The following is a 14,116-nucleotide window of genomic DNA, read 5'->3' on the forward strand; positions in this document are numbered from 1 at the left end:
GATGGGCCCCAACGCCGCCGTGAGCCCCATCGAGATCGCCCTGGAGGAGGCGCGCGCCGCCGCCGCGCGGGGCGAGGTGCCGGTGGGCGCGGTGGTGACGGATGCCGCCGGCCGCGTGCTGGGCCGCGCCGGCAACCGGGTGGAGCAGGACCACGACGCCAGCGCCCATGCGGAGATCCTGGCCCTGCGCCAGGCCGCCGCCGCGCTCGGCTCGCCCCGCCTGCCCGGCTGCACCCTGACGGTGACGCTGGAGCCCTGCCCGATGTGCGCCCAGGCGGCCAGCTTCTTCCGGGTGCGGCGCGTCGTCTTCGGCGCCTACGACCCCAAGGGCGGCGGCGTGGACCATGGCGCGCGCATCTACGCCGCCTCCTCCTGCCACCACGCCCCCGAGGTGGTCGGCGGCGTGCGGGAGAGCGAATGCGCGGGCCTGCTGCGCGCCTTCTTCGCCGGCCTGCGCTGAGGCCTGCGCTGAGGGCGGGGGGGGCAGGGGGCGGCGCCCCCTGGGCCCGGTTCAGAACGTCAGCGAGGCGGTGACGCGCAGCGTGCGCCCCGGCAGCAGCACCTCATCCTTCTTGAACGAGGCGGCGTTGCGCATATCCCGGTCCAGCAGGTTGTTGCCGGCGAGGGCGAGGGTCAGCACGCGGTCGCTGTCCAGCGGCAGGGTATAGGCCAGGCGCGCGTTCAGCAGCTCATACCCCTTGGTCGCGGTTTCATTGGCGCCGGTGCGGTTCTGGTCGAAGGCGTGGAGGTAGTCGAGCCCCATGCCCCAGGCCTCGCCACGCCAGAAGACACCACCGCCCAGGCGCTGGGGGGGGATGCGCGGCAGGTTGCCGCCGCCACTGAAGCGGGCGCGCACCATGTCATAGCGCCCGCGGATGCCGAACTGGCCTTCGCCGAGGCGCAGCAGGTCCTGCTCCATCTTCGCCTCCAGCCCGTAGAAGCGGGCATCGCGCTGGCCATAGACGGTCTGGAGGAATTCCCCCTCCGTCCCGGCGGCGCAGGAGGCGAAGTCCTCGCCGCAGCTATTCCCCGTCAGGGCGTGGTAGATGAAGCCGTCGAAGCGCGAGGCGAAGGCGCTGGTGTCGAAGCGGAAGCCGCCCGCCTGGCGGGACAGGCCGGCCTCCAGCGTGACGGCCGATTCCTTGCTCAGCCCCGGGGCGCCGATGTCGAAGGTGCCGGTGGCGTCATGCGCCCCGCGTGAGAACAGTTCGGCGGCGCTGGGCGCGCGTTCCACATACTGGCCGGTCAGCCGCGCCTGCATGGCCCAGGGCAGGTCCCGCAACAGGCCGAGGCTGGCGCTGACCGGCAGGAAATCGCGCTGGCGGGCGGTGTTGGTCAGTTCCTCCGCGCCATCGGCCGGCAGGAAGCCGCCGGGGAAGGCGGCGGTCGCGCCCGTGATCCGCACGGCCTCGACCCGCGCCGCGGCCTGCAGGCGCAGGGTCGGGGTGAGGGCCAGCTCCTCGAAAAGATAGGCGGCGGCGCGGCGGGTGGTGGCCGGCGGCAGGAATTCCAGGAATTCGCCCGTCGTGCGCAGGCGCTCATGCTCGAAGGACAGGCCCAGCGTGCCATCGAGCAGGCCGAGCGGGCTGGCCAGCGGGCGGTGCTGTGCCTCGATGCGGCCATCCCAGCTCTGGTTGCGGAAGCCGCCATGCACCACGGCGCCCCCCGCCGTTTCGTCACCCCCCGCCGCGTCGGCATGCTCCAGGCCGATTTCCTGGTGCTGGTAGCGGGTGAGGCCGAACCAGTAGGCCAGGCTCTGGAAGGGGCCGGCCTCCGGCCGGTAGAGGCCGCGGCTGGACCAGCGGATCTGCTCCATGTCGATGCGGGTGCCGAGCTGCGCCTCCTCCCCGCCCGGGATGCCGTAGAGGCTGCGCATATGGGAGACGGCGCCGCCGATGAAGCCCTGTTCGCCAATATAGCTGAGGCCGAGGGCCTGGCTGTCGGTGCGCACGAAGCTGTTGGCCTGGCTGCCGCCGCCGGGCAGGCCGTAATCATGGTCGCGGCGGCTGGAGACGTCGCCATGGACCACCCAGTTGCCGGCGCGCGTCTCGCCGCTGGCGGCGCCATCCCAGCCCCGGCTGCCGCTGCTCCAGCCGCCGGTGACGCGGCCCTGGGCCGCCCTGTCCGGCAGTTCCGTCGGGATGCGGTTGTTGAGGAGGTTCACCACGCCGCCAATCGCCTGCGAGCCCCAGCGCAGGGAGGCCGGGCCACGGATGACCTCGATGCGCTCGGCCGCCAGCGGGTCGAGGGGCGGGGCATGATCCTCGCCATAGGCGGAGACATCGCCGGCGGCGAAGCCATTCTCCTGCAGGCGGACGCGGAAATTGTCGAGGCCGCGGATGATGGGCCGGCTGGCGCCGGGGGCGAAGCTGGTGGCGGCGAGGCCGGGCTCATTCTCCAGCGCCTCGGCGATGCTGCGGGCGCCGGACTGGGCGAGGGCCGGCTGGTCCAGCGTCGTCAGCGGCACGAAGCTGCCCGCCTGGCCGCTCTGCACCGGGCTGGCGGTCACGGAGACAGGGGGAAGGGCCAGGTCCTGGGCCGCGAGGGGCAGGCCGGGCAGGGTCGCGGCCGTGGCGAGCAGGGCCATGCGGAAGGTGCGGGGCATCGGTCGGATCTCAAATTGATACGTTATAGTATTTCAAAATTGAGCTCTGACCAGGGCCTGATGCCAGGGCGCGGGAGGCCGGGGAGGCCATCCAAACAAAGGGCGAACGGCTTTTTCAGCAAATGCTGATGAATCAAGCCGCTGATCCGAGTCGTGCGAACGAATCGCCGACGCGGCTGGCCACAGGATTTTGGGGTGGCGTGGTGCGGGGGGCCACAATTCCGTTCCGCTTTTGATCGAAACGGTCGCCGCCGGGGCCGCCCGAGTGGGGGCTGCCCGAGTCGGGGTCGGCCCCGGCGGGGTGGGGGTCAGAAATCGCTGACGCGTCCCTTGCGTTCCCAGTCGCCGAAGCGGGTTGGCTCCGGCCCGGCGGGGCCGCCGATCTCGGGCGGGAGGGTGGGCCTGGGGGCCTTCTCCGCCGGGGCGGCGGGGGTGGGTTCGGTTCCGGCTTCAGCGGAGGCTTCAGCGGGGGTGGAGGCGGCCGTGGGGGTGGCCTCTTGTTCTGGCTTCGTCATGCCCCCCATCTGGGGGGGGAGGGGTGCTAACGGGAAGAGGCCATGAACGGATTTCTGCGCACGACGCTGCTGCTGGCCGCCATGACCGCCCTCTTCGTCGCGGTGGGCGGCGCGCTGGGGGGGCGGGGCGGCATGGTGCTGGCCTTCGGCATCGCCTGCGCCACCAATCTCTTTGCCTGGTGGGGCAGCGACCGGATGGTGCTGCGCCTGCACAATGCCCAGCCTGTCGGCCCGCAGGAGGCGCCGGAGCTTTACGCCATGACGGCGCGGCTGGCGCAGCGGGCGGGGCTGCCGATGCCGGCGCTCTACCTGATCCATGAGGACCAGCCGAACGCCTTCGCCACCGGGCGCAACCCGGAGAACGCGGCGGTGGCGGTGAATACCGGCCTGCTGGCGCGCATGCCGCCCGAGGAGGTGGAGGGCGTCCTTGCCCATGAGCTGGCGCATATCCGCAACCGCGACACGCTGATCATGACGGTGACGGCCTGCCTGGCCGGCGCCATTGGCATGCTGGCGCAGTTCGGCTTCCTGTTCGGCGGGCTGCGCGGGCGGGAGGAGCGCGGGCCGGGGCCGGTGGCCTCGCTGCTGCTGATGATCCTGGCGCCGCTGGCGGCGATGGTGGTGCAGATGGCCATCAGCCGTGCCCGTGAATACGAGGCGGACCGCACGGGGGCGGAGATCAGCGGCAATCCGCTGGGCCTCGCCCAGGCCCTGCGGCGGCTGGAGCAGGGCCGGGGTGCCTTCCTCAACCACGCGGCGGAGGCCAACCCGGCGACGGCGCATCTGTTCATCATCAACCCGCTGGCCGGGCTGCGGATGGACAATCTCTTCTCCACCCACCCGAGCACCGAGAACCGGGTGGCCGCGCTGCTGCAACTGGCCGGCCAGACCGCCGCCCCACCGCGCCGTGGCGGCTCTGTTCCCCCGTCCGGCCAGGGCCCCTGGCGCCAGAATCGCGGCCCCTGGGGCTGACAGAAGGCGGGGTCCGGGGGGACCCTGTCCCCCCGGCGGAGGGGTCTGGGGAGGCGGAGCCTCCCCAGAGACTTCTGATCAGTCCGCGGCCGGCGGCAGCGCCCCCATGGCCCGCAGCGACTCGCATTGTGCCTGCGGCGTGGCCTCGCGCGCCACGGAGAGCATGAGCCGCCGCAGCCAGGCATGGCCCTGATCCGCCTCGAAGCGGCGCGGGAAGATCATCGAGAGGCGGGTATGCGGCACCGCCACCGGGCAGGGCCGCAGGGCCAGCCCATGCGCTTCCGCCAGCTGCTGAGCCAGCCGGGCGGAGAGGGTCATCACCATATCCGTCCGCTTCAGGATACCGGGCACGGCGGAGAGATGCGCCACCACCGCCGCCAGCCGGCGCGGATGCCCGGCCTCGCGCAGCGGCTGGTCCAGCGCCCCATCGCGCGAGCCATTGGGCGAATGCAGCAGATGCGGCCAGGCGGTGAAGCGCTCCAGCGTCATCTCGCCCTCGGCCAGGGGGTGGCCGGGGCGCATCAGCGTGAGGAAAGCCTCGGGCAGCAGGCGCAGCCGGGTATAGAGCGCCGGCGGCTCCGGCAGCATGCCCACCACCAGCTGCACCGCATCCGCCTCCAGCATCTGGAGCGCGTTCACCCGGTCGGCATGGCGGACGCTGACGAGGCAGCCCGGCGCCTCGCGCGCGAGCTGTTCCATCAGCGGCGGCATCAGCACCGCCTCGGCATATTCGGAGAGGCCGACGGGGAAGACGCGCTCGGCCGTGGCGGGGTCGAAGGGGGCGTGGACGGCCAGGGTGTCGCGCAGGCGGTCCAGCACCTCCGCCACCGGGCCGGTGAGGGAGAGGGCCAGTTCCGTCGGCTCCACCCCGCCGGGGCGGCGCAGGAACAGCTCGTCCTTCAGCGCCACGCGCAGGCGGGAGAGGGCGTTGGAGACGGCGGGCTGCGACAGGTTCAGCAGCTGCGCGGCGCGCGTCACATGGCGCTCGCGCGCCACCGCGTCGAAGACCCGCAGCAGGTTCAGGTCGAAGGAGGAGAGGTCTGCCATTGATGCGGCCAATGATGGACGTTCACGCTCGCGCTTGGAAGCCCGCAGGGGGAAAGGGCTAGATCAGGGGCAACGGCGGCACACGGCCGCACCCTTCCACGGAAAGAACCCCGACGATGAACAATGATCGCCTGATCCCCTACGCCACCCTGCTGCTGCGCGTCAGCCTGGGCGTGATGTTCCTGGCCCATGGCTTCCTGATGAAGATCATGACCTTCGGCCTGCCCGGCACGATGGGCTTTTTCGGCAGCCTGGGCTACCCGCCGGTCTTTGGCGCCATTGTCGCCATCGCCGAGACGGCGGCGGGTGTGGCCCTGGTGCTCGGCATCTGGACGCGCCTGGTCTCCCTGCTGACCCTGCCGATCCTGATCGGCGCGGCCCTCCAGCACACCGGCAATGGCTGGGTGTTCAGCGCCAAGGGCGGCGGCTGGGAGTTCCCGGTGTTCTGGATCGTGGCGATGCTGGTGCAGGCGGGCCTCGGCGCCGGCGCCCATGCGGTGGACCTGAACCGCTTCCTCGGCCGCGCCAAGCCGGTCGCCGCCTGAACGGCGCCCCGCTCCGCCGGAGCGGGGGAGAAAACGGGAAAGGGGGGCGCGAGCCCCCCTTTTTTCGTGCCTGCCTTGCCGGCTCCCCGCCTCACTGGACGACGCGGGTGGTGCCGTCCGGCAGATACTCCAGCACCACGCCGCCGCCATTATAGGCGCCATCACCCACGCCCTGCTGCGGCGGCAGGGTGACATTGGCGAAGGGCTGCGCCGGGGCGGGGGCCGCCGGGGGCGTGATCACGGGGGTGGCGCCGGGCGCCATGCCGGGCATGCCATAGGTCGCGGCACTGTCCGCCGCGCGGGGCGGCGCCATCGGGGCCGCCATCTGCGCCTGTGCCACGCCAGCCGTCAGCGCCAGGGTGGCAGCGGCGAGAGTCAGGGGAATGCGGGCCATCTTGCCTTCTCCTTCTCAGGTCCAAGGCCAGGCGCATCCGCGCCGGGCTGGGGAGGAGAACGCAGCGGCAAACTCCCGGTTTCACGTGAAAACACGGGGGGAAGACAAAGGGAGGAGGGAAGGGTTCTTTTTTGGAAAAAAGAACCAAAAAACTTTTTTCAGTCTGGCGTCCCGCTTCCGGTTGGAGGCGGGACGCCAGCTGGAAATTACAGCTCGCCGCCGCGGCGGCCGGCCATGGCGCCAAGGCGCAGGCGCAGCGCGTTCAGCTTGATGAAGCCCTGGGCATCGAACTGGTCGTAGGCGCCCTGGTCCTCCTCGAAGGTCACGTGCTTCATGGAGTAGAGGCTGTTCGGCGAGGTGCGGCCGGTGACGATCGTGTTGCCCTTGTAGAGCTTCAGCCGGACCGTGCCGCTGACGCTCTTCTGGCTCTCATCGACCATCGCCTGGATCATGCGGCGCTCGGGGGCGAACCAGAAGCCGTTATAGATCAGCTCGGCATAGCGCGGCATCAGGCTGTCCTTGAGGTGCGCCACCTCTCGGTCCAGCGTGATGCTCTCAATGGCGCGGTGCGCCACATAGAGGATGGTGCCGCCCGGCGTCTCGTAGCAGCCGCGCGACTTCATGCCGACGAAGCGGTTCTCCACCAGATCCAGGCGGCCAATGCCGTTCGCCTTGCCCAGGGCGTTCAGCTTGGTCAGCAGCGCCGCCGGGGAGAGGCGCTCGCCATTGATCGCCACGGCATCGCCGCGCTCGAACTCGATGGTGATCTCGGTGGCGACGTCCGGGGCATCCTCCGGGCGGATGGTGCGCTGCCACACCAGCTCGGGCGGCTCGTCGCCCGGCTCCTCCAGGATCTTCCCCTCGGAAGAGGAGTGCAGCAGGTTGGCGTCCACCGAGAAGGGGGCCTCGCCGCGCTTGTCCTTGGCGATGGGGATCTGGTTCGCCTCGGCGAATTCCAGCAGCTTGGTGCGGCTGGTCAGGTCCCATTCGCGCCAGGGCGCGATCACCTTCACATCCGGCTTCAGCGAGTAGTAGCTCAGCTCGAAGCGGACCTGGTCATTGCCCTTGCCCGTCGCGCCATGCGCCACCGCATCGGCGCCGACCTGCTCCGCGATCTCGATCTGGCGCTTGGAGATCAGCGGCCGGGCGATCGAGGTGCCGAGCAGGTAGCAGCCCTCATACAGGGCATTGGCGCGGAACATCGGGAAGACGAAATCGCGCGTGAATTCCTCGCGCAGGTCGTCAATGAAGATGTTCTCCGGCTTGATGCCGAGCAGCAGCGCCTTGTCGCGGGCCGGGCCCAGCTCCTCGCCCTGGCCGAGATCGGCGGTGAAGGTCACCACCTCGCACTGATAGGTGGTCTGCAGCCACTTCAGGATGACGGAGGTGTCGAGGCCGCCCGAATAGGCCAGCACCACCTTCTTCACGTCCTTCACGCGCATGAGTCGAGGTCCTTGAGACGGAGAGCGGCCACCGCGCAGGGCATTCTGAGGGCGCGGCAGCCGGGCAAAAGCGCCGGGAACATGCCCCCACCCCCCATTCCTGACAAGTTTCTTTCGGCTTCCGGTCATGGCCGAAACGGCGGGTGCTGCACGAAAGCGGGGCGTTTTTGCCCTGCCGTGCTGAGGAGCCTGACTGAAGGCGGGGTCCCCCAGAGGAAAATATGGGGTGGCCCTGCCACCCCGGCCGAGGGGTCTGGGGAGGCGGAGCCTCCCCAGGAAACGAAACCTGGTCTGGGGAGGCGGAGCCTCCCCAGGAAAGGAAACCTGGTCTGGGGAGGCGGAGCCTCCCCAGGGAACAACAGGCTTGTTTGGGGAGGCGGCGCCTCCCCAGCCATCACGCCGCCGCGGCGCGCCCTGCCTGCGGGTCGAGCCGGTAGCCGCCGCCCTCGGTGAGGAGGAGGGAGGCGTTGGTCGGATCGGGCTCGATCTTCTGCCGCAGCCGGTAGATATGGGTCTCCAGCGTGTGCGTGGTGACGGCGGCGTTGTAGCCCCACACCTCGTTCAGCAGGATCTGCCGCGCCACGGGGCGGCCGCCGGCGCGGTAGAGGAACTTCAGGATCGCCGCTTCCTTCTCGGTCAGGCGGATCTTGCGGTTCTTCACCGGCTCCAGCAGCAGTTTGGCCGAGGGGCGGAAGGTATAGGGCCCGATGACGAAGACGGCGTCCTCGGAATTGTCGAAGACGCGCAGCTGCGCCCGCAGCCGGGCCAGCAGCTCGGCGATGCGGAAGGGCTTGGCGATATAGTCATTGGCGCCGGCATCGAGGCCGCGCACCACGTCCTGTTCCCCATCGGCGCCGGTCAGCATGATGATGGGGATCTTCACCCCCTCCTGCCGCAGGCGGGCGCAAAGCTCGCGCCCATCGCCATCGGGCAGGCCGACGTCGAGCAGCACGGCATCGCAGCGCGAATCGGCCGAGAGGAGTTGCGACGTGGCCTCGCCGACGGTCGCAGCCTCGAGCGGCGCGAATTCTCCATCCAGCGCCAGTTGTTCGGACAAGGTGACGCGCAGCGCGTCATCATCATCCACGATCAGGATCGGCCGCGGGCCGGTCATGTGATCTCCCGACATAGCCAGAGACGGTCCATGGCATTCTGCCTCCCGGAAATGGCCGGGCGGCCTGAAGGCCACCAGTTCCCTATCGTGACCGCTGAGGCCGGGCGGGGCAAGTCCCGGGGGGTGAGGCCTCGCGAATGATTCATTTTTCACCACTTCCGGAACGGGGGCTGGCAAGTTGGCGCGCGGTGCCACATGTGAGCCCACGGCGTGCTGTGCCGTGGTCGGCACCACCCGGACGCCAGGGAACAGACACGGATGACCAGCACTGGAAATGCCGCGGCAGACCTGCGGCATGACGCGGAGATCGGCCCGAGGGTGCCGGATGCGGCGGCGCTCGCGCTGCGCGCCGTGCACCGCGCGGCGAGCGATCTGCGGCGTGGCACCCCGGTTCTGGTCACCGGCCCGCGCTGTGCCCTGCTGGTCGCGGCGGCCGAGACGGTGGGGGCGCGCGGGCTGGCGGAGCTGGCCGCCGCCGGCCATGCCGCGCCCTGCCTGCTGCTGGCGCCGATCCGCGCGGCGGCGGTGTTGCAGCGCCCCATTCCCGCCGCCATCCAGCGCGCCGATGCCCATGCGCCGGAGGCCCGCCGGCTGGAGGAGGGCGTCACCGCGCTGCGCCTGCCGCCCGCCCTGCTGGAGCCCACCGCGCTGAAGCGCCTGGCCGACCCGGTGGCGGAGCGCCTGCTGCCTGAGCACCCGGAACTGGTGGCGGCCCCGGCCCTGGCCCCGGCGGCGCTGGCCCTGGCCAAGCTGGGCCGGCTGCTGCCCGCCCTGGTCGCCGTCCCGGCGGAGGAGGGGGCGGCGGCGCGGCTGGGCCTGCTCTCCGTTCCCGCCGCCGATATCCTGGCCTATCCGGCCGCCGCCGCCACCAGCCTCACCCGCGTGGCCGAGGCGCGGGTGCCGCTCGAGGATGCGCCGGAGGCCCGCATCGTCGCCTTCCGCGCGGCGGATGGCGGCATCGAGCATCTGGCGATCCTGGTGGGGGACCCGCTGGCCCTGGTGGAGCAGGGGGGGGCGCCGCTGGTGCGCGCCCATTCCGAATGCTTCACCGGCGACCTGCTGGGCAGCCTGCGCTGCGACTGCGGCCCGCAGCTGCGCGGCGCCATCCGCCGCATGGCGCAGGATGGCGCGGGCGTGCTGCTCTATTTGGCGCAGGAGGGGCGCGGCATCGGCCTCGTCAACAAGCTGCGCGCCTACACCCTGCAGGACCAGGGGCTGGACACGCTCGATGCCAACCGCGCCCTGGGCTATGGCGCCGATGAGCGCGGCTTCCTGGTGGCGGCCACCATGCTGCGCGCCCTCGGCATTCCCCGCGTCCGGCTGCTGACCAACAACCCGGACAAGATCGAGGGCCTGTCCGCCTGTGGCATCGACGTGCTGGGGCGGGAGGCGCACCAGTTCGACGCCAATGGCGTGAACGACAAATACCTGGAGACCAAGGCCGAGCGCTTCGGCCACCTGCTGGGCTGAGCGGCGTGGAGGGTTTCGCGCGCGTCCAGGCCACCGGCCCCGCGGAGGGGCTGGTGGAGTTCCGTGGCCAGCGCTGGCGCTGTGCCCTCGGCAAGGGCGGGGTGCGGCGGGAGAAGGAGGAGGGCGATGGCGCCACCCCCCTCGGCCCGCTGCCGCTGCGCCGCGTGCTCTACCGCGCCGATCGCGGCGCCGCCCCGGCCTGCGCCGTGCCGGTGGAGCCGCTGGGGCCGGAGGAGGGCTGGTGCGACGACCCCGCCCACCCCGCCTACAACACCCGCATCCGCCTGCCCCACCCGGCGCGGCATGAGCGGCTGTGGCGGGAGGATCACGTCTACGACATCATCGGCGTGCTGGGCTGGAACGACGCGCCGGTGGTGCGCGGGCGGGGCAGCGCCATTTTCCTGCACCTCGCCCGGCCGGGCTATGCGCCGACGGAAGGCTGCATCGCCCTGGAGGCACGCGATCTGCGGGCGCTGCTGGCCGGCGGCATCACGGGGTTCCTGGTCGGATAAGGGGGCTTTGCCCCCTTGACCCCCAGCAGGGGGCAGGGCCCCCTGCACCGCCATCAGTTTGGCGCCCACTGATGGCGGGGTCCCCCAAAGGAAAATATGGGGGGACCCTGTCCCCCCGGCTGGGTCCAGGGGCGGAGCCCCTGGCGCTTACCCCTGCTGGCTGAGATCCACCCCCATCCGCGCATAGACCGAGGCCAGCCGCCGCTCATAGGCTTCCGGTCCGAACAGCGCCGCGCGCTTCGGCCCGGCGAGGGAGAGCCAGTTGCGCAGATCGGCGTCGGTATCCAGGGCGCGGATGGCCTCGGTGAGGGCGCGCACGTCATAGGGATCGACGGTGATGGCGGCATCCCCCACCACTTCCGGCAGGGAGGAGGTGTTGGAGGTCAGCACCGGGGTGCCGAGCTTCATCGCCTCCAGCGCCGGCAGGCCGAAGCCCTCGTAGAGCGAGGGGAAGATGGCCGCCTGCGCGCCGCGCACCAGCGAGACGAGCAGCCGGAAGGGCGCGTAGTCCAGCATGATGATGCGCCGCTTGGTGCGCAGGATGCTGCCTTCCTGCACCTGGTAGCGGATATGGTCGTCGAAGAGCAGCTTCAGCTCCTCGTCGCTCTGCCACGCCTTCTTGCCAACGAGGACGAGGGGCAGGTCGGTGCCGGAGGAGAGATAGGCCTCGATCAGCCGCCCGACATTCTTCTTCGGCTCGATGGCGCCGAAGAACAGGAAATACTTCTTCCACTCCAGCCCGAAGCTGCCGCGGATCTCGTCGCGCGCCTCGTCCTCGGGCTTGTCGGTGAATTTCCGCGGCAGGTCGACGGCCTGGTAGGTGTTCGTGACCTTCTCCGGATCGGCGCCGAGCAGGTTGATGATATCGCGCCGCGAGGCCTCGGAGACGGTGATGATGTGGTCCGCCTTGCGCACGATCTGGCGGTTCATGCGGAAATAGCGGCGCTTGTTGTCGAGGGTGGTGTAGGGCAGGCGCAGCGGCACGAGGTCGTGCAGGCAGTAGACGTTCTTGGCCCCCGGGATGCGCAGCGGCAGCGGGTAGGTCCAGTGCATGATATGCGGCGGGCGCGGCATCCGCACCGAGATCTGGCGGCCGTAGATCTTGAAGCTGTTGTGGGCGAGGTTGAAAAGGTTCTCGACGTTCCACAGGTGGTCGAAATGCGGCATGCGGTTCTCGTAGGTGGTCGAGATCACATTGCCGGTGACGGGGATGCGCGTGGCGTATTCGCCGAAGGGGCCCATCAGCGAGCGGCGGAACATGCGCAGCCAGCGCAGCGTCTTGCCGGTATCGCCCACCCGGTTGTCGAAGAAGGCGATCTCGCGGATCAGCTCGTTCCGGCTGGGGCTGGCGCGCGTGCCGTAGAGCACGCCCACCTCGGCGCCCATGGCGCCCAGGCGGAAGCTCAGATTGCGCGCGTAGGTGGCCACCCCTGTGCCCTGGTCGAGCGCGAGGTTATAGCCGTCGATATAGATTCGGGACCGCATGGGCGCGACCCTAGCGGAGCCGTGCCGCGCGGCGAAGGGCACATCGCCGGGAGGGCGCAATCCGTGGCGCGAAGAGGGGAGCAGGGATGAGCGAGCCGGTTCAGGATGCCGATGCGCTGCGGCGGCGGGCGGACAGCCTGCGCGACCAGCGCCTCTGGCGCGAGGCGGCGGCGGCCTATGGCGCCTTCCTGGCGCTGCGCCCCGAGGATGCCGGGATGCGCGTGCAGCAGGGCCATTGCCTGAAGGAGGCGGGCGATCTCGAGGGCGCCCTGGCGCTCTACCGCGAGGCCGCCGCGCAGCGCCCGCGCGATGCCGATATCCCCCTCCAGATCGGCCATGCCGAGAAGCTGCGCGGCCGGATGGACGCGGCGCGCGAGGCCTATGCCCGCGCCGTGCTGCTGGCGCCGGGGGCGCAGAACCCCTGGCGGGAATGGTCCGCCCTGATGCGGCAGGAGGCCGGGCGCGTCACCGCCCCCGCCGGCGGGGTGGTGCTCGACCTCAGCGACCTCGCCGCCTGGGTGCGCGGCGGGCGGCGGGCGCCCTCGGGCATCCAGCGCGTGCAGCTCGACCTCGTGCGCGCGGCGCTGGGCCGTGCCGTGCCGCCGCGCCTCTGCGCCATGCCGCCCGGCGCTGGTGGTATGGGCGGTGGCGGCTGGCGGGACTGGCCGGTGGCGCTCTTCACCCGCATCGACCACCTGATGACCAGCGGCGCCGATGCGGAGGACCCGGAGTGGCGCGCCGCCGCCCTGCTGCTGGAGGGCGTGCTCTCCGCCGCGCCGCCGCTGCGCTTCGCCCCCGGCGCGGTGCTGGCGCCGCTCGGCGGCAGCTGGAGCCAGCCGGACCACCTGGCCTGCCTGCGCGCGGCGCGGGCGCGGGACGGGCTGCGCCATGTGCCGCTGCTGCATGACTGCATCCCCCTGCTGCTGCCCGAGCACTGCGCGGAGCGGGTGACGCAGGATTATGCCCGCTGGTTCTCCGCCCTGCCGCTGCATGCGGAGGGGGTGGTGGCCGTCTCGCAGGCCACGGCGGAGGATATGCGGGCGCTGATGGCGCGCCACCTGCCGGACCTGCCGGTGCCGCCCGCCGCCGTGCTGCGGCTGGATGCCGCGCCGCGCGCCGTGGTGCCGGAGCCGCACCCCATCGCCGCCGCCGGCCGGCCCTATGTGCTCTTCGTCTCCACCATCGAGGGGCGGAAGAACCACCTGATGGTGTTCAACGCCTGGCTGGCGCTGCTGCGCCGGCTGGGGGCGGCGGCGGTGCCGCTGCTGGTCTGCGTCGGCCGCCCCGGCTGGCGGGCCGGGGCGGCGATGAGCCTGCTGGAGGCCTCCACCGCCCTGCGCGGCAAGGTGCGGCTGCTCTCCGACGTGTCGGACCCGCAGCTGGCAGCGCTGTACCAGGGCTGCCTCTTCACCCTCTACAACAGCCATCATGAGGGCTGGGGCCTGCCCGTCACCGAGAGCCTGGCGCATGGCAGGCTGGCGCTGGTGCCCGCCCATTCGGCGCTGACCGAGGCGGGCGAGGGGGGCGCGCTGTTCTTCGCCCCCGGCAGCGAGCCGGATCTGGTGGCGCAGCTCACCCGCCTGATCACCGAGCCCGGCTTCCGCGCCGCCGCCGAGGCCGCCATCCGGCCGCCGGGGCGGGACTGGGCGGCGGTGGCGGATCGCTTCCTCACCGAGGCGGCGCGGTTGGCCGCCACGGCGCCGCCGCCGCCTGCGCCCTGCCCGGCGCCCGGCCTGCCGCACCCGCTGGCCCGGCTGGAGGGCGAGGCCCCCGGCCTGCCCATGGCCCTGGCCGAGGCGCTGCGCGATGGCGAGGGCTGGCACCCGCTGGAAGCCTGGGGCTGCTGGACGCGCCCCGGCCCGGCGCGGCTCTGCCTGGAACTGCCGCCGGGGATGGAGGGGGCGCTGGAGGTGCAGATCGGCCTGCGCGCCCCGGAGGGCGCGGCGGTGGAGGCGGACCTGCTGCCGCTGCGCGAGGGCGCGCCGCCCGCCGGGGCCCGGCGCGTGGCGCTGCCG

General features: G+C 71.7%; 13 protein-coding genes. 6 read left to right on the top strand and 7 right to left on the bottom strand.

Annotated features, from left to right (window positions below):
* The first annotated feature begins 1 nt into the window (after position 1).
* Positions 2 to 460, top strand: coding sequence for a nucleoside deaminase (locus NON00_RS11180; protein ID WP_256020745.1), 459 nt, complete (start codon positions 2 to 4; stop codon positions 458 to 460).
* 51 nt (positions 461 to 511) lie between these two features.
* On the opposite strand, the gene NON00_RS11185 is transcribed toward NON00_RS11180, so the two are convergent.
* Together NON00_RS11185 and NON00_RS11190 are read right to left on the bottom strand one after the other, a co-directional pair.
* Positions 512 to 2,605, bottom strand: a complete 2,094-nt coding sequence (locus NON00_RS11185) for a TonB-dependent receptor (RefSeq protein ID WP_256020746.1) — start codon at positions 2,603 to 2,605, stop codon at positions 512 to 514.
* Between the two features lie 308 nt (positions 2,606 to 2,913).
* The gene (locus NON00_RS11190) at positions 2,914 to 3,120 is read right to left on the bottom strand and encodes a succinate dehydrogenase assembly factor 4 (RefSeq protein WP_256020747.1); all 207 of its coding nucleotides are present in this window, start codon (positions 3,118 to 3,120) and stop codon (positions 2,914 to 2,916) included.
* Positions 3,121 to 3,162: 42 nt separating this feature from the next.
* On the opposite strand from NON00_RS11190, the gene htpX reads away from it, so the two are divergent.
* A complete protein-coding gene (gene htpX / locus NON00_RS11195) occupies positions 3,163 to 4,092 on the top strand; it encodes a zinc metalloprotease HtpX (RefSeq protein WP_256020748.1) in 930 nt (309 codons plus the stop codon).
* A gap of 78 nt (positions 4,093 to 4,170) precedes the next feature.
* Here htpX and NON00_RS11200 read toward each other — a convergent pair whose 3' ends face one another.
* A complete protein-coding gene (locus NON00_RS11200) occupies positions 4,171 to 5,139 on the bottom strand; it encodes a LysR family transcriptional regulator (protein WP_256020749.1) in 969 nt (322 codons plus the stop codon).
* 116 nt (positions 5,140 to 5,255) lie between these two features.
* On the opposite strand from NON00_RS11200, the gene NON00_RS11205 reads away from it, so the two are divergent.
* Positions 5,256 to 5,684, top strand: a complete 429-nt coding sequence (locus tag NON00_RS11205) for a DoxX family protein (RefSeq protein WP_256020750.1) — start codon at positions 5,256 to 5,258, stop codon at positions 5,682 to 5,684.
* A 91-nt stretch (positions 5,685 to 5,775) separates the two neighbouring features.
* On the opposite strand, the gene NON00_RS11210 is transcribed toward NON00_RS11205, so the two are convergent.
* The 3 genes from NON00_RS11210 to NON00_RS11220 all read right to left on the bottom strand — a co-directional run bounded on the left by NON00_RS11210 (position 5,776) and on the right by NON00_RS11220 (position 8,634).
* Positions 5,776 to 6,078, bottom strand: coding sequence for a hypothetical protein (locus NON00_RS11210; RefSeq protein ID WP_256020751.1), 303 nt, complete (start codon positions 6,076 to 6,078; stop codon positions 5,776 to 5,778).
* 206 nt (positions 6,079 to 6,284) lie between these two features.
* Positions 6,285 to 7,520 (bottom strand): argininosuccinate synthase, encoded by a 1,236-nt coding sequence (locus NON00_RS11215; protein WP_256020752.1) that lies wholly within the window; start codon positions 7,518 to 7,520, stop codon positions 6,285 to 6,287.
* A gap of 394 nt (positions 7,521 to 7,914) precedes the next feature.
* On the bottom strand, positions 7,915 to 8,634 hold the full coding sequence (locus NON00_RS11220) for a response regulator transcription factor (protein ID WP_256020754.1): 720 nt from the start codon (positions 8,632 to 8,634) through the stop codon (positions 7,915 to 7,917).
* A gap of 258 nt (positions 8,635 to 8,892) precedes the next feature.
* Between NON00_RS11220 and ribA the strand changes: the two genes are divergently transcribed.
* Both ribA and NON00_RS11230 read left to right on the top strand, forming a co-directional pair.
* On the top strand, positions 8,893 to 10,104 hold the full coding sequence (ribA, locus tag NON00_RS11225) for a GTP cyclohydrolase II (RefSeq protein WP_256020757.1): 1,212 nt from the start codon (positions 8,893 to 8,895) through the stop codon (positions 10,102 to 10,104).
* Between the two features lie 5 nt (positions 10,105 to 10,109).
* Entirely contained in the window at positions 10,110 to 10,616 is a 507-nt protein-coding gene (locus tag NON00_RS11230) for a L,D-transpeptidase (RefSeq protein ID WP_370688704.1), read from the top strand.
* A gap of 147 nt (positions 10,617 to 10,763) precedes the next feature.
* On the opposite strand, the gene NON00_RS11235 is transcribed toward NON00_RS11230, so the two are convergent.
* The gene (locus NON00_RS11235) at positions 10,764 to 12,101 is read right to left on the bottom strand and encodes a glycosyltransferase family 1 protein (protein ID WP_256020759.1); all 1,338 of its coding nucleotides are present in this window, start codon (positions 12,099 to 12,101) and stop codon (positions 10,764 to 10,766) included.
* Between the two features lie 86 nt (positions 12,102 to 12,187).
* On the opposite strand from NON00_RS11235, the gene NON00_RS11240 reads away from it, so the two are divergent.
* A partial coding sequence (locus tag NON00_RS11240; RefSeq protein ID WP_256020762.1) for a glycosyltransferase occupies positions 12,188 to 14,116 on the top strand: 1,929 nt, incomplete at its 3' end.

Origin of the sequence: Roseomonas sp. GC11 (assembly GCF_024437745.1) — a bacterium.
In the GTDB taxonomy this organism is placed as follows: Bacteria; Pseudomonadota; Alphaproteobacteria; order Acetobacterales; family Acetobacteraceae; genus Pseudoroseomonas.

What these genes read in the sequence shown, in the direction of transcription:
- NON00_RS11180 (WP_256020745.1), top strand. Translation starts at nt 2, where the DNA reads ATGGGCCCCAACGCCGCCGTGAGCCCCATCGAGATCGCCCTGGAGGAG.
- NON00_RS11185 (WP_256020746.1), bottom strand. Translation starts at nt 2,605, where the DNA reads ATGCCCCGCACCTTCCGCATGGCCCTGCTCGCCACGGCCGCGACCCTG.
- NON00_RS11190 (WP_256020747.1), bottom strand. Translation starts at nt 3,120, where the DNA reads ATGACGAAGCCAGAACAAGAGGCCACCCCCACGGCCGCCTCCACCCCC.
- htpX (WP_256020748.1), top strand. Translation starts at nt 3,163, where the DNA reads ATGAACGGATTTCTGCGCACGACGCTGCTGCTGGCCGCCATGACCGCC.
- NON00_RS11200 (WP_256020749.1), bottom strand. Translation starts at nt 5,139, where the DNA reads ATGGCAGACCTCTCCTCCTTCGACCTGAACCTGCTGCGGGTCTTCGAC.
- NON00_RS11205 (WP_256020750.1), top strand. Translation starts at nt 5,256, where the DNA reads ATGAACAATGATCGCCTGATCCCCTACGCCACCCTGCTGCTGCGCGTC.
- NON00_RS11210 (WP_256020751.1), bottom strand. Translation starts at nt 6,078, where the DNA reads ATGGCCCGCATTCCCCTGACTCTCGCCGCTGCCACCCTGGCGCTGACG.
- NON00_RS11215 (WP_256020752.1), bottom strand. Translation starts at nt 7,520, where the DNA reads ATGCGCGTGAAGGACGTGAAGAAGGTGGTGCTGGCCTATTCGGGCGGC.
- NON00_RS11220 (WP_256020754.1), bottom strand. Translation starts at nt 8,634, where the DNA reads ATGACCGGCCCGCGGCCGATCCTGATCGTGGATGATGATGACGCGCTG.
- ribA (WP_256020757.1), top strand. Translation starts at nt 8,893, where the DNA reads ATGACCAGCACTGGAAATGCCGCGGCAGACCTGCGGCATGACGCGGAG.
- NON00_RS11235 (WP_256020759.1), bottom strand. Translation starts at nt 12,101, where the DNA reads ATGCGGTCCCGAATCTATATCGACGGCTATAACCTCGCGCTCGACCAG.